This window comes from Rhizomicrobium sp. (assembly GCA_037200985.1).
Taxonomy (GTDB): domain Bacteria; phylum Pseudomonadota; class Alphaproteobacteria; order Micropepsales; family Micropepsaceae; genus Rhizomicrobium.
Map to the genome: position 1 here is coordinate 1,487,755 of JBBCGJ010000001.1, position 20,664 is coordinate 1,508,418.

Consider the following 20,664-nt stretch of genomic DNA (forward strand, 5'->3'; position numbering starts at 1 on the left):
ATGAAAAACGCGCGGAACCTTCGTTCCGCGCGTTTTCGTTTGTCCAAACCTCGGTTCAGAAATTGTGGGCCAGCACCGCGAGGAGCAGGAGCGCCACGATGTTCGTGATCTTGATCATCGGATTGACCGCCGGGCCCGCCGTGTCCTTGTAGGGATCGCCGACGGTGTCGCCGGTCACGGCGGCCTTATGGGCGTCCGAGCCCTTGCCGCCATAATGGCCGTCCTCGATGTACTTCTTGGCGTTGTCCCAGGCGCCGCCGCCCGAGGTCATCGAGATGGCGACGAACAGGCCGGTCACGATCACGCCCATCAGCATGGCGCCCAGGGCGTCGAAGGCCTGCGTCTTGCCGGCGATCCAGTCCACCAGGACGAAAAGCACGATCGGCGAGAACACCGGCAGCATCGACGGGATCACCATCTCGCGGATGGCCGCCTTGGTCAAAAGGTCCACGGCGCGGGCATAGTTCGGCTTCTGCGTGCCGGCCATGATGCCCGGCATTTCGCGGAACTGCTTGCGCACTTCCTCGACCACCGCGCCGGCCGCCCGGCCGACCGCGGTCATCGCGATGCCGCCGAACAGGTAAGGCAGCATGCCGCCGAAGAAGAGGCCGACCACCACCCAGGGATTGTCGAGACCGAAGGTCGGCTGCTCCAGGCCGGCGAAGAAGCCGGTGCCCTGGGCAGCGAAGTACTTCAGGTCCTGGGTGTAGGCGGCGAACAGCACCAGCGCGCCGAGGCCGGCCGAACCGATGGCATAGCCCTTGGTCACGGCCTTGGTCGTGTTGCCAACCGCGTCCAGCGCGTCCGTCGTTTTGCGGACGTCGCCTTCCAGGCCCGACATCTCGGCGATGCCGCCGGCATTGTCGGTGACGGGACCGAAGGCGTCGAGCGCCACGATCATGCCGGCGAGCGAGAGCATGGTCGACACCGCGATGGCGATGCCGAACAGGCCCGCCAGCAGATAGGTGGCGACGATGCCGATGCAGATCACGAGCGCCGGCAGGGCCGTCGCTTCCATCGAGATCGCCAGGCCCTGGATCACGTTTGTGCCGTGCCCGGTGACCGAAGAGGCCGCGATGGTGCGCACCGGGCGGTAATTGGTGCCGGTGTAGTACTCGGTGATCACGATGAGCGCGCCGGTGACGGCCAGGCCCACCACGCCGCACCAGAACAGCGTCATGCCGGTGAAGCTCACCGCGCTGGCGCCGTCCCCGACCGACAGCTCGGTGCTCATCCCGACGATGTAGTTCGTCAGCGGCCACAGGCCGATGAGCGACAGGATGACGGTCGCGATCACGCCCTTATACAGGGCACCCATGATGTTCTTCGAGGCGCCGAGGCGGACGAAGAAGGTGCCGATGATCGAGGTCACGATGCTCATGCCCGCGATGGCGAGCGGATAGAGCATCAGCTCGGACTTGAGCTCGCCGTCGAAATAGATAGAGGCCAGCACCATCGTGGCGACGGTGGTCACCGCGAAGGTCTCGAACAGGTCCGCGGCCATGCCGGCGCAGTCGCCGACATTGTCGCCGACATTGTCGGCGATCGTGGCCGGGTTGCGGGGGTCGTCTTCCGGGATACCGGCTTCGACCTTGCCGACCATGTCGCCGCCGACGTCGGCACCCTTGGTGAAGATGCCGCCGCCGAGACGGGCGAAGATCGAGATCAGCGAGGCGCCGAAGCCGAGGCCCACGAGGCTGTCGACGATGATGCGGCTCTGCTCGGGAACGGCGATGTCGAGGCCGAGGCCGGCCGTCAGGAAGGCGTAGTAGCCGGCGACCGCCAGAAGGCCGAGGCCGACGACGAGCATGCCGGTGACGGCGCCGGAGCGGAACGCGACCGACAGGCCTTCGGCCAGGCCGTGGCGCGCGGCTTCGGCGGTGCGGACATTGGCGCGCACCGAGACGTACATGCCGATATAGCCGGCCGCGCCGGAGAGCGCCGCGCCGATCAGGTAGCCGACGGCGACCTGCCAGCCGAGGAAGACGAAGGCGAGAATGAAGATCACGACGCCGACCATGGCGATCGTGGTATATTGCCGGTTCAGGTAGGCGCCGGCGCCTTCCTGGATCGCCTGCGCGATCTCCTGCATGCGCGCATTGCCAGCGCTCAGGCTCAGGACCGAACGGATGGTCCAGACACCGTAGAGAAGCGCCAACACGCCCGCCGCGAGGACGAGTGTCAGATTCATGGACATGGTAGATCCCTCGAGTTTTCGGTTTTCCGGACGGCGCGAATGAACCGCCCGTCCCCATGGCCGGCGGAAGGACCTAACCGCTTCAAGGGCGGCGGACATATGCCAAAAACGCCGCCCGGGCGCAATCGCAGTTTGATACAAAATTTCTCAGGAAAAGCGCTGCGTCCCGGCCCGGCGGGCCGTCAGGGCGCCGGCTTGGCGGGGGGCGGCGTCATATTGTCCGCCTGATCGGCTTTGGCGGGCATCTGGGTGGGGTGAAGCGTCGCGAACTGGATTCCGGTGCTTTTCTGGCCGTCGCCGAAGACGATGCGGGCGACCTTGGCGGTGCCGACGATCCTGCGGGCGTCGGCCACCAGACGGCCGGCGAGCAGGCCGGTGTCCACCTTGGTCGGATCGCCGGCCAATGCGACCGGCGCCGCGTTCACGTCGCGGACGAAGGCGTCCTGGATGAAGGCGATCTTGCCGCGGATTTCGAGGGCAGCGCTCTGCGACGAGGCCACGATCCTGGAGGAGATGTAGGAATAGCCCAGGAGCCGGCCGTCCTTGGTCATGGGCGCGATGAGAAACGGCATCTCGACATTGGTGCCGGGATCGCCGGCCTTTGGCGCGGCGACGGCCGGCATGACGATCGAGACGAGCGCGAGCAGCGCGATGGCGGATGGACGGCGCATGTCACGAGAATAGGAAGCGGCGCTTAACGTGGCGTATACGCTAGAAGTGCTCCCAGCCGGCCTTCTTGACCTGTAGCGGCTTGCCGCCGGCGCCGAGAAACGCGGCGCCCCTGCCCTGCATGACGAAGCCGATCTCCGTCACCCGCGTCCCGGCGGCTTTGGCGGCCTTCAAGATCGCCGCGCGTTTTGTGGCAGGCGCAGTGAAGGCGATCTCGTAGTCGTCGCCCGCGGTCGCGGCGCGCAGGATCGCATCGTCACCGTCGCCCCATGCCTTTCGAAGTGCGGTCGATAGCGGCACGCGCGCTGCCTCCACGGCGATATGGACCTTCGAGACCTCGGCGATGTGGCCGAGATCGGCCAGCAATCCGTCCGACACATCGAGCGCCGCGTGCGCGAGGCCGCGCAACGCCCGGCCGAATGCCATACGCGGCCGCGGCACGCGATAGCGTCCGATGAGGAAGGGCTCCCGCCGCTTCGCTTTGAGCGCGGCGAGGCCGCCGCCGCTGTCGCCGATCGTGCCGGTGACGAACACGCGGTCGCCGATGCGCGCGCCGCCGCGCAGGATGGCCTTTCCCTTCGGCACATAGCCGAGGGCCGTCACCGATACCGTCAACGGACCCGGCGTCGATGACATGTCGCCGCCCAGCAGCGTGATGCCGAAAACCCGCTGATCGGCTTTCAGGCCGCGGGCGAATGCGGTCAACCATTCGGCATCGACCGATTTGGGAAGCGCCAAGGTCAGGAGATAGCCGAGCGGCGCGGCGCCCTTCGCGGCGAGGTCGGAGAGGTTGACCCTGAGCACCTTGCGGGCAATGGCGGACGGCGGATCGCGCGCGAAGAAATCGACGCCTTCGAGGATCGCGTCGGTGGTCAGGACGAGGTCGTATCCCGGACGCGGCGGGAGCAGCGCGACGTCGTCCTTCAAGCCGAGCGCGGCTTTCGAGGTCGCCAGCGGCGCGAAAAACCTGGCGATCAGGTCGAATTCGGAGAGGGGCATATGCCCGGATCAACCGACGCGATGCTTCAACTTGGCACGCGCCGCCTCGGCCAGGAATGCCGATCGCGTCTGACCCGCACTCTCCGCCGATTTGTCGATGGCGCCCAAGAGCCCGTCGTCGATGGAGATGTTCACGCGAACCTGTTTCGACAGGAAATCCGTCGGCACTTTCACCACGCAGACATGTTTCACGTCCTTCGCTTCTTCCGCGAATTCACGGTCCGCGCGCAGTTCCTCGAGCGATCGGATATTCGGCAAGCGTTCGCCATCCTCGATCATGCCGGTAACGTGAAAGGCAAGCGTTTCCCGACCACGCTCGATCGCCTCGTCGAGGGACGAGCCCGCCGATACGACACCGGGAAAATCCGGAAAGGAAATTCCGTACGCATTACGGCCTCGCACTTTTTCTTCGTGGACCAATGCCCAAACCGTCTTCGACATGCGATCTCCTTAAGGGCACTGCTACCAATCCCAGCCGGCCTGCCGGAAGACGCTGCGCAAGGTCCGATGGGGATATCTCGCGCGCCTGTATCGATCGTTACGCGTCCCGGCCTTGAAGGATGCGTATACTGAACATGGTCGCCCGGGCCTTTGCGCTTCAGCACCCAACCGTCATCGATGAGCCGTCGGACGACCTCCCGGGGCTTCATCGTCCCGCGCTTGCTCACGCCGCCCCCCGACTTGTGTATATATACACAAAACAGACAATTCGACGCAAGTCCCCGTGTGTATCCATGTGTAAGGAGGGACGCTCTCCCCTAGAACTGCAGCTCGTCGTCCGGCGGGGTTTCGCCGAATTCGGCGGCGCGTTTGCGGCGCGCCAGCTTGTCGAGCGCGGCGTTGACGAAGGACGGCTCGTCGCCCGAAAAGAAGGCGTGCGCGATCTCGACATATTGGTCGATCACGACCCGGGCCGGCACGTCGCGGCGGGCGATCAGCTCGAAGCTCGCGGCGCGCAGGATGGCGCGCAGGATCGAATCCACGCGCTCCAGCCGCCAGTCGGCCGCCAGCACCTTGGCGATGGAACGGTCGATCTCGACCTGGTGATGCGGCACGCCGCGCACGATGGTTCCGAAGAAATCCGCGTCGGCCTCGCCGCCGCCGATCTCGGGCTCGCGGCCCAGGCGATGTTCGACGAATTCCAGCGCGACGGTTTCGGCGTCCTCGCCGGTCAGCTCCATCTGGTAGACCGCCTGCACGGCGTTGAGGCGGGCGGCGCGCCGGGAATCGTAAGCGTTCGCGGTCACCGGTGAACGCCGAGGCGGTTGCGCGCATGGACCAGCGCCAGGCAGGCGCGCGCCGCATCGCCACCTTTGTCGCCGGTTTCGACCGCCGCGCGCTCCCGCGCCTGCTCTTCGTCTTCGACCGTCAGGATGCCGTTGCCGATGCACAGACCGTGATTGATGCCCAGTTCCATCAGCCCGCGCGCCGATTCGTTGGCGACGATCTCGAAGTGATAGGTCTCGCCGCGGATGACGCAGCCGAGCGCGATATAGCCGTCGAAGCTCTTGCCGCCATGCTCGCCGGCGCGCGCCGCGATGGCGATCGCCGGCGGGATCTCGAGCGCGCCGGGCACCGCGAGGCGCTCGAAATGCGCCCCGCCCTTCTCCAACGCCGCGGTCGCTCCGTCGAGCAGCGCATCCGAGACGTGGGCGTAGAACCGCGCCTCGACGATCAGGATGTTGGGCTTGTCGCTCATGAACTCTTTTCCTTGCCGCGGATGGCGTGGGTGCCGACGATGTTGAGGTCGTAGCCTTCCAGCGCGACGATCTTCTTCTCCGGCGTGTCGGTCAGCAGGATCATGTCCTTGACCCCGAGGTCCAGCAGGATCTGCGCGCCGACGCCATACTCCTTCACGCGGCGCCGGTCGATGTCCTCGGCGACGCGGCCGGACACGATGTCGGAGACGAAGGTCGGACGCGTCGTGCGCAGCAGCACGACGACGCCGCGCCCCTCCCTGGCGATGATGCGCATGGATTCGCCCAGCACGTCGCGCTCATAGGCCTTCCAGTCGAGCATGTCGGTGAAAATGTTGACCGCGTGCATGCGCACCAGCACAGGCTCGGCGCCCGACAGATCGCCCTTCACCAGCGCGATGTGCTCGGCATATTCGAGCTCGTTGACATAGACGTACATCGTCCAGGTGCCGCCATTGTGGCTTTCGAACGGCCCCTCGGCCGTGCGCTTGACGAAGTGGTCGTATTTGCGGCGGTAGGCGATCAGGTCGGCGATGGTTCCGATCTTGAGGCCGTGGAGCTGGGCGAAGGGAACGAGATCGGGCAGCCGCGCCATGGTGCCGTCGTCGTTCATGATCTCGCAGATGACGCCGGCGGGGATCAGGCCGGCCAGCCGCGCGATGTCGACCGCGGCCTCGGTATGCCCCGCCCGGACGAGCGCGCCGCCATGGCGCGCCACCAGCGGGAAAACGTGGCCGGGCGAGGTGATGTCGGCGGCGCCCTTTGTCGGATCGATCGCCACGGAGATCGTGTGGGCGCGGTCATGCGCGGAAATGCCGGTCGAGATGCCTTCCTTGGCCTCGATGGAGATCGTGAAGGCGGTCTGGTTCGGCGTGCCGTTGACCTGGGTCATCATCGGGATGTTCAGGTCGTTGGCGCGCTCCTGCGTCAGAGCCAGGCAGATCAGGCCGCGGCCGAACCTGGCCATGAAATTGACCGCCTGGGGCGTGCACATCTGCGCCGGGATGACGAGGTCGCCCTCGTTCTCGCGGTCGTCGGCGTCCATCAGGATGAACATGCGCCCGTTGCGCGCGTCCTCGATGACGTCTTCGATCTTGGAGATGTAGTCGTGATAGATCGCGACGTTCATCCCTTCACGAGCCTCGCGACATAGCGCGCCAGGAGGTCGATCTCGAGATTGACCATCATGCCGGGCTTCAGCTTTCCGAAGGTCGTCACCTTCTGGGTGTGCGGGATGATGTTCACGCCGAAGCGGGCGCCGTCGACGTCGTTGACCGTCAGCGACACGCCGTCGAGCGCCACCGAGCCTTTCGCCGCGATCAGCCGGGCGAGCGCCACGGGCGCCTCGAAGACGATGCGGATCGATTCGCCTTCGGGCAGGACGGATTTGACCTCCGCCACGCCGTCGACATGGCCGCTGACGATATGGCCGCCGAATTCGTCGCCGACCCGCATGGGGCGTTCGAGGTTGACGCCATCGCCCGCCTTCCAGCTTCCCAGCGTCGTCTTCGACAGCGTTTCGCCCGAGGCCGTGGCGGCGAACCAGCGGTCCTTGGCCGTGCCCTTGTCCACCACGGTCAGGCAGATGCCCGAACAGGCGATGGAGGCGCCGAGCTCTATACCCGACACGTCGTAATTGGTCGCGATGACCAAATGGGTGTCGCCGCGCTTCTCGACATGGCGCACGCGTCCGACATCGGTGACAATTCCGGTGAACATGTGTTCCTTTTAGGCTCTGGCCCGGTAGCTTTCCAGCACATCGGCGCCGATTTTCCGCACCGACTCCCGGGTAAACCTGGGCGCCGCGCCGACCGTCGCCGCCGCAAGCACGTCGATCCCATCGTGCCCATCGCCGCCCAGCGCGATGGGCGCGGTGAAAATCTCCAGCGCGTCCGCCAGGCCACGGTCGAGGAACGCAGCATGGATGGCGGCACCGCCCTCCACCAGCAGCCGCGTAACGTTCCGGGTCGACAGCTCGGTCAGCATTGCATTCAGGTCCGGCCTGCCCTGCGCGTCGGGCGCGACACGGATGACATCGATGCCCCTGGCGGAAAGCGCCGCGCCGCCAGCCTCGGCCGTCGTGAAGACGACCGTTGGAATTTTCAAAGCTCCGGCCGCCAGTCTGGAATCCGCCTGCAGCCGCAGGCGCGAGTCGAGAACGACCCGCAGGGGCGAATAGCGCTCAAGCCCCGCGACGCGGCAGGTCAGCTCCGGATCGTCGGCCAGGGCGGTGCCGATGCCGACGAGGATCGCATCGTTGCGGGCGCGCAGGAGATGTCCGAAGCGACGGGATTCTTCGCCGGTGATCCATTTGCTGTCGCCATTGGCCGTCGCCGTCTTTCCGTCCAGGCTCTGGGCGATCTTCAGCGTGACGTAGGGGCGCTTGCGCCGGATATGGCTGAAGAAGCCTTCCAGGGTCGAACGCGCCTGGGTCTCGTCGAGACCGAGATCGACGACGATCTTTGCCGCTTTCAGTTTCGCGATGCCCTGCCCGTCCACGCGCGGATCGGGATCGCCGCAGGCGATCACCACACGGGCCACCCCGGCTGCAATCAGCAGGTCGGCGCAGGGGCCGCCGGTCAGCCCGACATGCGAACAGGGCTCCAGCGTCACATAGGCCGTCGCGCCCCGCGCTGCCGTGCCAGCCGCGGCGAGCGCCACAGCTTCGGCATGCGGGCGGCCGCTCTCGTCGGTCCGGCCGCACGCGACGACGCTGCCGTCAGGCCCGACGATGACGCAGCCGACGGACGGTACCCGGCCGGTGCGCCCGACGCCGCGCGACGCCAGTGCGATCGCGTGGCGCATATGACGGCGGTCGGCCTCCGTCGTCATGGGTAGAACACCGAGAACAGGATGGCCGTCGCATTGTAGGCGGCATGGGCGGCGAAAGACGTCCGCAGCGAGCCGGTGCGAACGACCCATTGCGCCAGGATCACGCCGGCGGCGAACAGCTCGGCGGTGAATACCAGGCCCTGGGTGCCGGGATGGACGAAGAGATGGCCGTGCGCCAGAGCGAAGCCGAGCGCGGTGATGACGGTCCCCGCCCAGGCGCCCGTCGCGTGGCGGGCCCAGGCGAGAAAGACGCCGCGAAAGAAATATTCCTCGATGAAGGGCGCGAACAGCGCGACGACCGCCAGCGCGACGGCGAACTGGCCGGCGCCATGCGGTTCGAGCACGCGCTCGATATCGGTTTCCTCGAACCGGACATGCAGCACGCGCTCCAGCAGCTCGTTGCCGCCATTGAGCAGAAGGGACAGGCCGAGACCGCTCAGAATCGCCCAGACGACGGCCGAAGACCGGACGGGCGCGAAGAATTGCGCGGTGGGATGGGCGAAGCGGCGGCGGGCCACCAGCCAGACGACGGCCAGCAAGCCCCCGTCGCTCAGCACGATCGTCGCCATGTTGGTCGCGAAGCTGGTGCGCAGGAAGGTCGTGAGGCTTGCCACCGTCGGCCGGAAGCCGTAGCGCATGGCGATCAAGACGCCGACGAGGCCCACCAGAGCCGTCAGCACGATGCCGGCGAGGGTTCCGCCGAAGAACGCGATCAGCAGATCGTACCACCGCACGCGGCCGTCGCGGTGTGCGGGTTCCTGGGCTAGCTGATCGGCCATCGGCCCGTCACGCTCCGACAAGGTTCTAGGCCTTGTCGTCCCCGCCGTCGAGCTCGCCGATCAGCGCCTCGAAATCCTTGGTCTCGCGGAAGTTCTTGTAGACCGAGGCGAAGCGCACATAGGCGACTTTGTCGAGGCTCTGCAGGGCCTGCATGATCAGCTCGCCGATCACCGGCGAGGGGATTTCGTTCTCGCCCATGCTTTCGAGCCGGCGCACGATACCGGTGATGGTGCGGTCGATGCGCTCGCGCTCCACCGGACGCTTGCGCAGGGCGTGGTTCATCGAGCGTTCGAGCTTCTCGCGCTCGAAGGGTTCGCGCCGCCCGTTCTTCTTCACCACGATCAATTCGCGCAGCTGGACGCGCTCGAAGGTCGTGAAGCGGCCGCCGCATTCGGGACAATGGCGCCGCCGCCGGATCGCCGAATTGTCCTCGCTCGGGCGGCTGTCCTTCACCTGGGTATCGTCGTGTCCGCAAAAGGGGCAGCGCATGGTCGCTCTCGTCTATGGGTAGATGGGGAATCGGCGGCAAAGATCGTGCACGCGCGCCGCGACGGAAGCCTCGACCGCGGCATCGCCGACTTCGCCGTTCCTGGCGACCGCCTCGACGATCTCGACGATCAGCTTGCCGATCTCGCGGAATTCCGCCGTGCCGAAGCCGCGCGTCGTGCCCGCGGGCGTGCCCAGGCGGATGCCGGAGGTGATCGCCGGCTTTTCCGTGTCGAACGGCACGCCGTTCTTGTTGGTGGTGATGGCGGCGCGATCCAGCGCCTTCTCGGTGTCGCGGCCCTTGGCGCCCTTGGGGCGCAGGTCGACCAGCATGAGATGGGTGTCGGTACCGCCGGAGACGATGTCCAGACCCGCCGCCTGCAGCGTCTCGGCGAGGACTTTGGCGTTGTCGACCACCGCCTTCGCGTAGAGCTTGAATTCGGGGCGAAGGGCTTCGCCGAAGGCGACCGCCTTGGCGGCGATGACGTGCATCAGGGGGCCGCCCTGCAGGCCCGGGAACACCGCCGAGTTGATCTTCTTGCCGAGCTCGGCGTCGCGCGACAGGATCATGCCGCCGCGCGGCCCGCGCAGCGTCTTGTGCGTCGTCGTCGTGACGACATGCGCGTGCTCCAGCGGATTGGGATGCACGCCGCCTGCGACCAATCCGGCGAAATGCGCCATGTCCACCATAAGATAGGCGCCGACCGAATCGGCGATGGCGCGGAAGCGCGCGAAGTCGATGATCCTGGGATAGGCCGAGCCACCGGCGATGATGATCTTCGGCTTGTGCTGGCGGGCGAGCGATTCGACCTCGTCCATGTCGATTCGCTGATCCTGGCGGCGCACGGTGTAGGACACCGGCTTGAACCATTTGCCCGACTGGTTGGCGGGCGCGCCATGCGTCAGATGTCCGCCGGCCGCGAGGTCGAGGCCGAGAAAAATATCTCCAGGTTGCAGCAGGGCGAAGAACACGGCCTGGTTGGCTTGCGCGCCCGAATGCGGCTGGACGTTGACGAACTCGCAATCGAACAACTGCCGCGCGCGATCGATCGCGAGTTCCTCCGCGATATCGACGAACTCGCAGCCGCCATAATAGCGCCGGCCGGGATAGCCTTCCGCGTACTTGTTGGTCAGCACCGAGCCCTGCGCTTCGAGGACCGCGCGCGAGACGATGTTCTCGGACGCGATCAGCTCGATCTTCTCGCGCTGGCGGCCGAGTTCCAGACCGATCGCGCGCGCGACAGCGGGATCGCTATCGGCCAGTTTTCCATTGAAAAAGCTTGACAATACGTCTCTCCCGGCGCCGGCGAACCGCCGGCATTGCGACCTCGAATACCGCTGGAGCCGCCGCCCCTCGGCGCCGGCTGGATACCCCTACCGCTTTACCAAATCTAGCGCCAGATCGCCCTGCGCCTCCCAATCCTGCGACGTGCCGGTGCTTGCGGATACGAAGAAGACCGCGACCTCCCAAGACTTTCCGAAGGGTAGTCGAGAGCGATTTCATGACAAGTGACCGATGGGACTGCTGTCTCACAAAGACTAGAGAATCGCCGCAAGACGAGACCGACGTTAACTCAAATAGAAAAGACTAAATTGCCGCAGGCAATTCACACACACGCAAAGAGAGTTGTTTGTATTGATTTCGTGCCCAGACCAAGCAATACCAATACGTTGATTGAAACCCATGAGTAGAGGGTGCGTGCCCATGAGTAGTGAAGACATGCCGGTCGGGCGTTCCGAAGAGATTCTGAAACTGGCCAGTGATATCGTTGCAGCCTATGTCAGCAACAACCCCGTCGCGGTCGGGGACCTTCCCGCAATGATCAAGAGCGTCCACGCCACGTTGGGCGGGCTTTCCGGCATCGAAGGGGTCGATTTCGTCACCTCGCAGAAGCCGGCCATCCCGGTGAAGAAGTCGATCACGCCGGACTATCTGATCTGCCTCGAGGACGGCAAGAAGCTGAAGATGCTCAAGCGCTATCTGCGCTCGCGCTTCAAGCTGACGCCCGATCAGTATCGCGCGAAGTGGGGTCTGCCGGCCGACTATCCGATGGTCGCCGCGAATTACGCGGCCAAGCGGTCCGAGTTCGCCAAGAAAATCGGTCTCGGCCGCACCTCGCCGCCGAAGGGCCGGCGCCGGAACTAGCCGGACGGCGGCGGTCGGGCGCCGCCGTTCTTCTTCTGCTGGACGTATCTCAGCTTGCGCATCGCGGCGTCGGACAGTGCTGCCCGCGACGCGCCGGCCGGACCCATCACGCTTGCTTCGACGCCCGTCCGGGAGTCGATGGCCGTCACCTTGACGAAGGCGCCCTGCACGACGAATTCAACGTAGACATCGCCGTTTTCCGGCGGCATCAGGCGGCGCGTTTCAGCCGGTGCACCGTCCAGACCTCGTCCAGCGCGCGCACCAGCGCGTCCATCATCTCGTCGCTGTGCATCGGCGACGGCGTGAAGCGCAGCCTTTCCTTGCCGCGCGGCACGGTGGGGAAGTTGATGGGCTGCACATAGATCGCGTGATCGCGCAGAAGCGCGTCCGACACCGATTTGCACAGCGCCGCGTCGCCCACGAACACCGGAACGATGTGGCTGGGCGAATCCATGACCGGCAGGCCGGCCTCGGCGAACAGGCGCTTGAGCCGCGCGGCCCGCTCGTGCAGGCGGCCGCGCTCGACGTCGCTCGCCTTCAGATGGCGGATGCTGGCGAGCACGCCGGCCGCGATCGCCGGCGCCAGCGAGGTCGTGAAGATGAAGCCGGGCGCGAAAGAGCGGATGCAGTCGACGAGTTCCGGCGAGGCCGCGATATAGCCGCCCATCACGCCGAACGCCTTGGCGAGCGTGCCCTCGACGATGTCGACGCGGTGCATCACGCCATCGCGGGCCGCGACGCCGGCGCCGCGCGGACCGTAGAGGCCGACGCCGTGGACTTCGTCGAGATAGGTGATGGCATCGTATTTCTCGGCAAGGTCGCAGAAATCCGAGATCTTCCCGAAATCGCCGTCCATCGAATAGACCGACTCGAAGGCAATCAGCTTGGGCGCCGCGGGATCGGCCGCGGCGAGCAGCGCTTCCAGATGCTGAAGATCGTTGTGGCGGAAGAGATGCTTCTGCATCCCGCCATGCTTGATGCCCTCGATCATCGAGGCGTGGTTGAGCTCGTCGGAAAACACGATCAGGCCCGGAAGGATCTTTCCAAGGGTGGCGAGCGTCGCGTCGTTGGAGATGTAGCCCGAGGTGAAGAGCAGCGCGGCTTCCTTGCCGTGCAGATCGGCGAGCTCCCGCTCCAGCTCGACGTGGTAATGCGTGGTGCCCGAGATGTTGCGGGTGCCGCCGGCGCCGGCACCGGCAGCGTCGATCGCCTCGTGCATGGCGGCGAGCACGACGGGATGCTGGCCCATGCAGAGATAGTCGTTGCTGCACCACACCGTGATAGGCCGCTTGTCGGCGTCGGTATAGAAATCGGCCTTGGGATAGCCGCCGCGCTGGCGCACGATATCGGCAAAGACGCGATAGCGGCCCTCGCGCCTCAGCCCGGCGAGCGCGTCGCGGCAGCGGTTGAGATAGGGAAACGCCATATGTCCAGTCCCATGCAACCTTGATCTGGGCCGGCCGCGGCCGGATTCAACCGGGCCGCAAGATACCCCAATCCGCCCGGCGGAACCTATGCCTTTTGTCACATGACTTGTCCCAGGATCGCAGCAAATCCTGGCCGGCCCCGGGCCTGGGTGCCTTGATCTGGATCAGGCTCAGCGGCTCAGGACCCGCCGGATATAGCCGCATTGACCGCCATGGCGATCAGGACCGTATTGAAGAAAAACGACACGACCGCGTGCACGGTGATCGCGTTGCGCATGTCGGTCGTCTGGACGTTGGTGTCGGAGACCTGCGCGGTCATGCCGATCACCATCGCCAGGTAGACGAACTCCGGCGGCCCCGGCTCCCTGCACTTCGGAAAGTCGACCGGTGCGACATAGCCCTTCGCGTCGTCATGCCGGTAGTAGATGTTGGCGTAGCGGAACGCCATCACGGTCTGCAGCATGAACCAGCCGAGCGGCGCGCCGGCCAGGGTCAGGCAGGTCTCCAGGACCGTGTCGTGCTGCTTGCGGTTCAGCGCGGCGAAGATCGCGAAACAGGTATACGCGATCGCCGCCAGCGTCATGATCGTGACGATAAAGGCGCCCACGTCTTCGATGTCCGCCTTGCGGGCGAGATCGGCATCGGTGAGCATGAAGACCAGCCACACGCTCCAGACCAGGAAGGTCGCGAAGAACATGTCGGCGCCGATCGCGGCCGGCGCCGGCGCGCCGAACAGCCGCGCGAGCCCGTATGACGCGACGCCCACGAGGAGCGCAACATAGAACCGGCCGTGATGCTTGGCGTGGCGCGAAAGCGGTGACAGGGGCGAAGGCTCCTCGACACGGGCGCCTCCGCCTGTCTTAAGCCTTTTGGAGGCGAATTACAGCCGGAAGCGGACCTGATCTATCCAGAAACGCTCGAGCCGCTTCAAAGTCACGTTCAGCAGGTCCAGATCGTTCGCGGCCACGTTGCCGACGGCGTTGAGCGAGCCCAGATGGCGCTCGAACAGCTCGCGCAGCATATCGCGCACCGCCTCGCCCTTGCGCGTCAGGCGCACGAGGACGGAGCGGCGGTCGGCCTCCGAACGTTCGTGATGGATATAGCCGGATTCGACCAGCTTCTTGAGATTGTACGAGACGTTGGAGCCCAGATAGTGGCCCCGCGTGCGCAGTTCGCCGGCGGTCAATTCCTGGTCGCCGACATTGAACAGGAGCAGCGCCTGGACGCTGTTGATCTCGCGCTCGTCGCGGCGATCCAGCTCGTCCTTGATCACGTCGAGCAACTGGCGATGCAGGCGCTCCACGAGATTGAGCGTCTCGAGATAGTACTTGGCTTCCACGCGCGTGCTCTCGAGCACCGCGGTCTGCGGCTTCGTGAATGCTGTCATCGTCTTCCTTCCGCTTTTTGCGGAAGCCCACCTTTGTTATAATGGCAGACTAGGAGCGATTTCTTAAAAGGCGGTAAAAGTCGCCGCACCGCAGCGCATTATTGCTGCCGTGACAGCTCGCGCGCCACGATCACGCGCATGATCTCGTTGGTGCCCTCCAGGATCTGATGCACGCGCAGGTCGCGGACATGGCGCTCGGCCGGAAAGTCCTTCAGATAGCCGTAGCCGCCGTGCAATTGCAGGGCATCGTTGGCGATTTTGAAGCCGGTGTCGGTGGCGAAGCGCTTGGCCATGGCGCACAGCATGGTCGCGGCCGGGTCGCGCCGGTCCAGCGCCGCCGCGGCGCTGCGGATCATCAGGCGCGACGCTTCGAGTTCCGTCGCCATGTCGGCGAGCTTGAACTGGCTGGCCTGGAAATCGGCGATCGCGCGGCCGAACTGCTTGCGGTCCTTCGCATAGGCGAGCGCCTCTTCCAGTGCGGCGCGCGCGGTGCCGACCGAGCAGGCGCCGATATTGATCCGCCCGCCGTCCAGACCCATCATCGCGATGCGGAAGCCCTCGCCTTCGCCGCCGATGCGGTTGGCGATGGGCACGCGGCAATCCTCGAAAATCACCTGGGCGGTGGGCTGGCTGTTCCAGCCCATCTTGCGCTCCTTTTTGCCGAAGGAAAGGCCGGGCGTGCCTTTTTCCACCACGACGCAGGAGACGCCCTTGGGGCCGTCCTCGCCGGTGCGCACCATGCAGACATAGACGTCCGAAACGCCGGCGCCGGAGATGAAGGCCTTGGCGCCGTTGAGGACGTAGCTGTCGCCGTCCCTGACGGCGCGCGTCTTCAGGCTCGCCGCGTCGGAGCCCGCGCCCGGCTCGGTCAGGCAATAGCTGGCGATCTTTTCCATCGTGGTCATCTTCGGCAGCAAGCGCCTGCGCTGCTCCTCGTTGCCGAAGCGGTCGATCATCCAGGACGCCATGTTGTGGATGGAGATGAAGGCGGCGGTCGAGGTGCAGCCGGCAGACAGCTCCTCCATGATGATCGCGGCGTCGAGCCGGCTCAGCTCGGAGCCGCCGACATCGGATTTCACATAGATGCCGGCGAAGCCGAGCGCCGCAGCCTCGCGCAAGGTCTCGACCGGGAAGAATTCCTCGGCGTCCCATTCCGCGGCGAAGGGGGTGAGGCGATCCCTGGCGAAACGCCGTGCCGCGTCCTCGACCGCCCGCTGATCCTCGTTGAGAGCGAAATCCATCATCGTCCTCCGAACATGAAGCCGCCGATCTGCTTCTTCAGCGACACGATTTCCGCCACATGCGGCGCGATCAGCGGCTTGTCGGCGTTGGCGGCATCGGTCTCCCGCTTCGCGCGGGCGAGCTGCGCCGCGCCGAAGCCGCCGACCGCCGCCTTGTCGTCTCCGGCCAGATGCGCGTTGTGCGCCGCGGCGGCGCGCAGGATGTCGAGGTAGAGATCGACATCGGCCTTGGCGACCGCATAGTCAGGCGCGCCGGCCAACGCGGCGGTGGCGGTCAGGCATCCGGCGAAGGCGGCAACGGCAAGGCGCATGGCGGTCTCCCTGCCCGCTGCTTGCATCCGCGCGGACAAGTTGGCAAGAGACCCGCATGACCGAGGCCCGCTTCCCCGCCCTTCGCATGCGCCGGTTGCGCCGGCACGACTGGACGCGAAAGCTTGTTGCCGAGCACACGCTGTCCGCCAGCGATTTCATCTGGCCGATCTTCGTCGTCGACGGCGAGAAGAAGCGCGAATCCGTCCCCTCGATGCCCGGCGTCGAGCGGCTGTCCGTGGACCAGGTGCCGGCGGCGGCGGAAGAAGCGGCCAGGCTCGGCATTCCCGTCATCGCGCTGTTCCCCTATACCGAGCCGTCGCTCAAGACGCCGGACGGCCGGGAATCGACGAACGCGAACAACCTCGTCTGCCGCGCCACCCGCGCGCTGAAGAAGGCGGTGCCGCAGATCGGCGTCCTGTGCGACGTGGCGCTCGATCCCTATACCAGCCACGGCCATGACGGCGTGATGGACGGCAACGACGCCAATGTCGACAACGACGCGACGCTCGACATCCTGGTGCGCCAGGCGCTGGTCCAGGCCGAGGCGGGCTGCGACATCATCGCGCCGTCCGACATGATGGACGGCCGCGTCGGCGCGATCCGCGCCGCGCTGGAGACCAACGGCTTCAAGGACGCGCTGATCATGGCCTATGCGGCCAAATACGCGTCGGCGTTCTACGGCCCGTTCCGCGACGCGGTCGGCTCGGCCAAGGCGTTGATCGGCGACAAACGGACCTACCAGATGGATCCGGCGAACGGCGACGAGGCCCTGCGCGAGGTCGCGCTCGACATCGCCGAGGGCGCCGACATGGTGATGGTCAAGCCGGGCATGCCCTATCTCGACCTCGTCCGCCGCGTGAAGGACGAATTCAAGATGCCGACCTTCGCCTATCAGGTGTCGGGCGAGTATTCGATGCTGATGGCCGCCATCGAGCGCGGCTGGCTGGAGCGCGACCGCGTGATCCTGGAGAGCCTGCTCGCCTTCAAGCGCGCCGGCGCCAACGGCATCCTCACCTATTTCGCCCGCGATGCGGCGCGCCTGTTAAGGGCTGGCTGAAGGGGAGCGGGGCGGGATGTCGTATCCCTTTTCCGCCATACAGCTTCGATAGGTCTTTTCGAATATCGCGTCGCGTTCCTGCGCCGATTCGCCGTTGACCAATCCGTGCATCGACAAGTCGGTCGACGATTCGAAGCGGCAGGATTCGCTCACGGCCGCCATGCCCGCTTTCGGCGGCGCGATGGCGAAAAACGCGCAGCCGGACAGCCCCAGAAGGGCGAATGCGGAAATGAAGATTCTTTGCATGGCGGTGCTCATAAAGTATGGATATACGGTCGTCCAATAGAGACGATGTAAATCGCCTCCGGACCGACCCGTTCCCCATACTTTGGTTTGCTGACTGCGTTCGAACTTCCACGTACTGGGACGAACTCAATCCCGCCTTGTCGAAAACAAACTGCGTAAAATGATCTCGGCGCGCGACGGCAGCACATCCAATCCGGATTTGCGCTGACCGAGGTCAATGACGTTTCTGAGGATCAGCATCGCCAATCCATGCACCGCGGCCCACACCGCCAATCCCAGCGCCGAGTCGTGCAGCGCGGCGCCGATCTCGGCGCCGATGGCATCGGCGGCGGTGCCGAGTTCGGGAAACGCGTCGCGATTGGGAAGCTGCGGTCCGAACATCAGGCTGGTCAATTCGGGCCGGCGGACCACGAAGCGCATATAAGCCGCGCCGATCTTGGCGATGCGGTCGGACTCGGCGCCGGTCGAACTGCCGGCGGCCTGGAGCTCGGCGCGCAATTCGACAAAACCCTCGACGGCGAGCTCGACGAGGAGCGACTCGTGGTTGGGAAAATGCCGGTAGGGGGCGGCATGGCTCACGCCGGCCCGGCGGGCGACGGCGCGCAGACTGAGCTGCGCCAGGGATTCTTCTTCCAGAATCTTCCGCGCCGCATCGAGAAGAGCGTTACGCAGATCGCCATGGTGATAAGCCCGCGCCCGTACAGGCTGCGTGGACGGATTTGTGCTGTCCATCAATCCTTCTTCCGCTGTGCTTCCTGTCGCGCGAAGAGGCTGGACGTATCCCAGCGTTTGCCGCCCATATTCTCGACCTCCGCGTAAAACTGATCCACCAAGGATGTCACGGGAAGCGTCGTTCCGTTCCGACGCGCCTCGTCCAAGCAGATCGCAATATCCTTGCGCATCCACTCTACGGCGAAACCATGTCGAAACTGTCCCAAGAGCATGGTCTTGTGACGATTTTCCATTTGCCAGGACTGCGCCGCGCCCTTCGAAATGACCTCGACAACGGCGAGGGGATCGAGCCCCGCGGCGTTGGCAAAGCTCAGTCCTTCCGACAGCGCCTGCACCAAGCCGGCGATACAGATCTGGTTGACCATCTTGGTCAATTGTCCCGCGCCCGCTTCGCCCATCAGGCGACACTGCCGCGCATAGGCGGCCATCACCGGCTCCGCCTTGGCGTAGGCCGCGGACGAGCCGCCGCACATGATGGTCAATTGTCCGTTCCTGGCGCCCTGCTCTCCGCCGGAGACCGGCGCGTCGAGGAAATACATGCCACGCCGCAGCGCTTCCTCGGCAAGCTCGCGCGCGAGGCCGGCAGAGGCCGTGGTGTGGTCGATGAAGACGGCGTCGCGCTTCATGGTGATGAAGGCGCCGTGGCGGCCGGTCGCCACTTCGCGCACGTCGTCGTCGCGGCCGACACAGGCCAGAACGACGTCGGCGTTCGCGGCCGCCTCGGCCGGCGTGGGCGCCGATACGCCGCCATATTCCTCCACCCAGCGTTCGGCCTTGGCGGTCGTGCGGTTGAAAACGGTCAGGTCGTGCCCGGCGCGCTTGAGATGGCCCGCCATCGGGTATCCCATGACGCCCAATCCCAAGAATGCGACGCGCATTATTCCATGACCTCCGCGGCGGGCTGGGGCGCGCCGGACTGGAAGGTCGGGCGCTTCATCAGCCAGATGATCAGAATCGTCGGCAAGCTCACATAGAACATGAACAGGAAGTCGTTCTGAAAGCCTATCACCTGCGCGCGAAATTCGATCATGTTGTTGAGATTGGTGAGGCCGAGCGGGATCTGCGGGCTCATCATCAGGGACGGCCCGTTGACGCCGAGCGCGCGGTTGAACGGCGAGGCGTATTGGCTGAGCAGCGAATGGGCGACCTGAACGCTGCCGCCCAGGACCGAGGTCGTCACGCTGACGCCGATGGCGCTGCCGACATTTCGCATCAGATTGGTCAGCGCGGTGCCGTCGGTGCGGAATTGCGGCGCCAGCGTCGCGAAGGCCGTGAGATTCATCGGCACGAAGACGAAGCCCATGCCGACGCCCTGGATGAAGGTCACCCAGATCAGGGTCCAGTCGTCGATCTGCGGCGTCCAGCCGGCCATGTCCCACATCGACCAGGACAGCATTCCGGCACCCACCGTCATCAGCACGCGCGGATCCAAGCGCAGCGCCATGCGGCCGGCGAACATCATCGCGAACATGGTGCCGAAGCCGCGTGGCGCCATCAGCATGCCGGTCTGGTAGACGCTGTAGCCGGCAAGGTTTTGCAGAAACGGTGGAAGCAGCGCCGAACTCGCCAGCAGCACGGCGCCGAGCGCAAACATCAGGATCAGGCCGAACAGGAAATTGCGGTCGGCGAAAATCCCGGGAGGAATAAACGGCGTCTTTGCCGTCAGCATGTGCGCGAGGAAGAGATAGATGCCAATGCCGGCGATCAGCGCCTCCAGGATGATCTCGCCGGAATCGAACCAGCCCTGGCCGGTGCCGCGATCCAGCACGAGCTGCAGCGAGGCCAAGCCCACGGCGAGCGCGCCGAAGCCGAACCAGTCGAAGCGCAGGCCGCGATCGTGCGGGCTGTCCTTGAAGAAGAGCCAGATGCCGGTGACGGCGGCGATGCCGAACGGCACGTTGACGTAGAACACCCAGCGCCAGCTATAGGCCTCGGTCAGATAGCCGCCCAGCGTCGGGCCCAGGATCGGGCCGAGCATCACGCCCATGCCCCAGATCGCCATGATATTGCCGCGCTTATGCGGCGGGTAGAGGTCGAGCATCACCGCCTGGCTGAGCGGCGACAGCGCCGCGCCGAAACAGCCCTGCAGCAGGCGGAACAGGACCATCTGCTCGAGCGACTGCGCCGCGCCGCACATCATCGAGGTGATGGTGAAGCCGGTCAGCGAGATCAGGAGGAAGTTGCGCTTGCCGAAGCGCGAGGCGATCCAGCCGACCGGCGCGGTCATGATCGCCGCGGCAACGATGTAGGAGGTCAGCACCCAGGTGATCTGGTCGCGCGACGCCGACAGCTCGCCCTGCATATAGGGCAGCGCGACATTGGCGATCGTCGAATCCAGGGCCTGCATCAGCGTGCCGGCCATCGACGCGGCCAGCACGATCCACAGTTCTACCTTGTTCTCGTAGGAGTCGGCGGTATGGATGGTTGCGGCGTGCGCCGACATCGCGGTGTCTCTG

General features: G+C 65.5%; 24 protein-coding genes. 2 read left to right on the forward strand and 22 right to left on the reverse strand.

Going from position 1 to position 20,664, the window contains the following annotated elements; translation table 11 throughout:
• Positions 1-55: 55 nt before the first annotated feature.
• From WDN01_07220 to glyA, 12 genes are all read right to left on the reverse strand, one after another.
• Positions 56-2,197: a sodium-translocating pyrophosphatase gene (locus WDN01_07220; GenBank protein MEJ0025800.1), complete on the reverse strand. Its 2,142-nt coding sequence runs from the start codon at positions 2,195-2,197 to the stop codon at positions 56-58.
• A 182-nt stretch (positions 2,198-2,379) separates the two neighbouring features.
• Positions 2,380-2,868 carry a hypothetical protein gene (locus WDN01_07225; protein ID MEJ0025801.1) on the reverse strand — a complete coding sequence of 163 codons (489 nt, stop codon included), beginning with the start codon at positions 2,866-2,868 and terminating at the stop codon, positions 2,380-2,382.
• A gap of 40 nt (positions 2,869-2,908) precedes the next feature.
• Positions 2,909-3,865: a thiamine-phosphate kinase gene (thiL, locus tag WDN01_07230; GenBank protein ID MEJ0025802.1), complete on the reverse strand. Its 957-nt coding sequence runs from the start codon at positions 3,863-3,865 to the stop codon at positions 2,909-2,911.
• A 9-nt stretch (positions 3,866-3,874) separates the two neighbouring features.
• Positions 3,875-4,306 (reverse strand): type II toxin-antitoxin system HicB family antitoxin, encoded by a 432-nt coding sequence (locus WDN01_07235; GenBank protein ID MEJ0025803.1) that lies wholly within the window; start codon positions 4,304-4,306, stop codon positions 3,875-3,877.
• Positions 4,307-4,623: 317 nt separating this feature from the next.
• Positions 4,624-5,112, reverse strand: coding sequence for a transcription antitermination factor NusB (nusB, locus tag WDN01_07240; GenBank protein MEJ0025804.1), 489 nt, complete (start codon positions 5,110-5,112; stop codon positions 4,624-4,626).
• Positions 5,109-5,564, reverse strand: coding sequence for a 6,7-dimethyl-8-ribityllumazine synthase (gene ribH, locus WDN01_07245; GenBank protein ID MEJ0025805.1), 456 nt, complete (start codon positions 5,562-5,564; stop codon positions 5,109-5,111). The genes nusB and ribH overlap by 4 nt, the downstream gene beginning before the upstream one ends.
• The gene (gene ribB, locus WDN01_07250; protein ID MEJ0025806.1) at positions 5,561-6,691 is read right to left on the reverse strand and encodes a 3,4-dihydroxy-2-butanone-4-phosphate synthase; all 1,131 of its coding nucleotides are present in this window, start codon (positions 6,689-6,691) and stop codon (positions 5,561-5,563) included. Before ribB ends, ribH begins: the two co-directional genes overlap by 4 nt.
• Positions 6,688-7,281 carry a riboflavin synthase gene (locus WDN01_07255; protein ID MEJ0025807.1) on the reverse strand — a complete coding sequence of 198 codons (594 nt, stop codon included), beginning with the start codon at positions 7,279-7,281 and terminating at the stop codon, positions 6,688-6,690. Before WDN01_07255 ends, ribB begins: the two co-directional genes overlap by 4 nt.
• Before the next feature lie 9 nt (positions 7,282-7,290).
• A complete protein-coding gene (gene ribD / locus WDN01_07260) occupies positions 7,291-8,394 on the reverse strand; it encodes a bifunctional diaminohydroxyphosphoribosylaminopyrimidine deaminase/5-amino-6-(5-phosphoribosylamino)uracil reductase RibD (GenBank protein ID MEJ0025808.1) in 1,104 nt (367 codons plus the stop codon).
• Positions 8,391-9,173, reverse strand: coding sequence for a CPBP family intramembrane glutamic endopeptidase (locus WDN01_07265; protein ID MEJ0025809.1), 783 nt, complete (start codon positions 9,171-9,173; stop codon positions 8,391-8,393). The genes ribD and WDN01_07265 overlap by 4 nt, the downstream gene beginning before the upstream one ends.
• A gap of 25 nt (positions 9,174-9,198) precedes the next feature.
• Positions 9,199-9,663 carry a transcriptional regulator NrdR gene (nrdR, locus tag WDN01_07270; GenBank protein ID MEJ0025810.1) on the reverse strand — a complete coding sequence of 155 codons (465 nt, stop codon included), beginning with the start codon at positions 9,661-9,663 and terminating at the stop codon, positions 9,199-9,201.
• Between the two features lie 12 nt (positions 9,664-9,675).
• A complete protein-coding gene (glyA, locus tag WDN01_07275; GenBank protein MEJ0025811.1) occupies positions 9,676-10,947 on the reverse strand; it encodes a serine hydroxymethyltransferase in 1,272 nt (423 codons plus the stop codon).
• A gap of 418 nt (positions 10,948-11,365) precedes the next feature.
• Here glyA and WDN01_07280 point away from each other — a divergent pair, with 418 nt between their 5' ends.
• Positions 11,366-11,806 (forward strand): MucR family transcriptional regulator, encoded by a 441-nt coding sequence (locus tag WDN01_07280; GenBank protein ID MEJ0025812.1) that lies wholly within the window; start codon positions 11,366-11,368, stop codon positions 11,804-11,806.
• Here WDN01_07280 and WDN01_07285 read toward each other — a convergent pair.
• The 6 genes from WDN01_07285 to WDN01_07310 all read right to left on the reverse strand — a co-directional run bounded on the left by WDN01_07285 (position 11,803) and on the right by WDN01_07310 (position 16,172).
• Positions 11,803-12,015, reverse strand: a complete 213-nt coding sequence (locus WDN01_07285; GenBank protein ID MEJ0025813.1) for a hypothetical protein — start codon at positions 12,013-12,015, stop codon at positions 11,803-11,805. The two genes, WDN01_07280 and WDN01_07285, sit on opposite strands and share 4 nt — an antisense overlap.
• Complete coding sequence (gene hemA / locus WDN01_07290) at positions 12,015-13,232, reverse strand: 5-aminolevulinate synthase (GenBank protein ID MEJ0025814.1); 1,218 nt, start codon at positions 13,230-13,232, stop codon at positions 12,015-12,017. Before hemA ends, WDN01_07285 begins: the two co-directional genes overlap by 1 nt.
• A 179-nt stretch (positions 13,233-13,411) precedes the next feature.
• Positions 13,412-13,999 (reverse strand): DUF1345 domain-containing protein, encoded by a 588-nt coding sequence (locus WDN01_07295; GenBank protein ID MEJ0025815.1) that lies wholly within the window; start codon positions 13,997-13,999, stop codon positions 13,412-13,414.
• A 114-nt stretch (positions 14,000-14,113) separates the two neighbouring features.
• Positions 14,114-14,620: a winged helix DNA-binding protein gene (locus WDN01_07300; protein ID MEJ0025816.1), complete on the reverse strand. Its 507-nt coding sequence runs from the start codon at positions 14,618-14,620 to the stop codon at positions 14,114-14,116.
• 98 nt (positions 14,621-14,718) lie between these two features.
• Complete coding sequence (locus WDN01_07305; GenBank protein ID MEJ0025817.1) at positions 14,719-15,861, reverse strand: isobutyryl-CoA dehydrogenase; 1,143 nt, start codon at positions 15,859-15,861, stop codon at positions 14,719-14,721.
• Positions 15,861-16,172, reverse strand: a complete 312-nt coding sequence (locus tag WDN01_07310) for a hypothetical protein (GenBank protein MEJ0025818.1) — start codon at positions 16,170-16,172, stop codon at positions 15,861-15,863. Before WDN01_07310 ends, WDN01_07305 begins: the two co-directional genes overlap by 1 nt.
• A 56-nt stretch (positions 16,173-16,228) precedes the next feature.
• Between WDN01_07310 and hemB the strand changes: the two genes are divergently transcribed.
• The gene (hemB, locus tag WDN01_07315) at positions 16,229-17,230 is read left to right on the forward strand and encodes a porphobilinogen synthase (GenBank protein ID MEJ0025819.1); all 1,002 of its coding nucleotides are present in this window, start codon (positions 16,229-16,231) and stop codon (positions 17,228-17,230) included.
• Here hemB and WDN01_07320 read toward each other — a convergent pair.
• The 4 genes from WDN01_07320 to WDN01_07335 all read right to left on the reverse strand — a co-directional run bounded on the left by WDN01_07320 (position 17,216) and on the right by WDN01_07335 (position 20,651).
• On the reverse strand, positions 17,216-17,488 hold the full coding sequence (locus tag WDN01_07320) for a hypothetical protein (protein ID MEJ0025820.1): 273 nt from the start codon (positions 17,486-17,488) through the stop codon (positions 17,216-17,218). The genes hemB and WDN01_07320 overlap by 15 nt on opposite strands.
• Positions 17,489-17,602: 114 nt before the next feature.
• Positions 17,603-18,208, reverse strand: a complete 606-nt coding sequence (locus tag WDN01_07325; GenBank protein MEJ0025821.1) for a TetR family transcriptional regulator — start codon at positions 18,206-18,208, stop codon at positions 17,603-17,605.
• Positions 18,208-19,086, reverse strand: a complete 879-nt coding sequence (locus tag WDN01_07330) for an NAD(P)-dependent oxidoreductase (GenBank protein MEJ0025822.1) — start codon at positions 19,084-19,086, stop codon at positions 18,208-18,210. The genes WDN01_07325 and WDN01_07330 overlap by 1 nt, the downstream gene beginning before the upstream one ends.
• Positions 19,086-20,651 (reverse strand): DHA2 family efflux MFS transporter permease subunit, encoded by a 1,566-nt coding sequence (locus WDN01_07335; protein MEJ0025823.1) that lies wholly within the window; start codon positions 20,649-20,651, stop codon positions 19,086-19,088. The genes WDN01_07330 and WDN01_07335 overlap by 1 nt, the downstream gene beginning before the upstream one ends.
• Between the last annotated feature and the right edge of the window lie 13 nt (positions 20,652-20,664).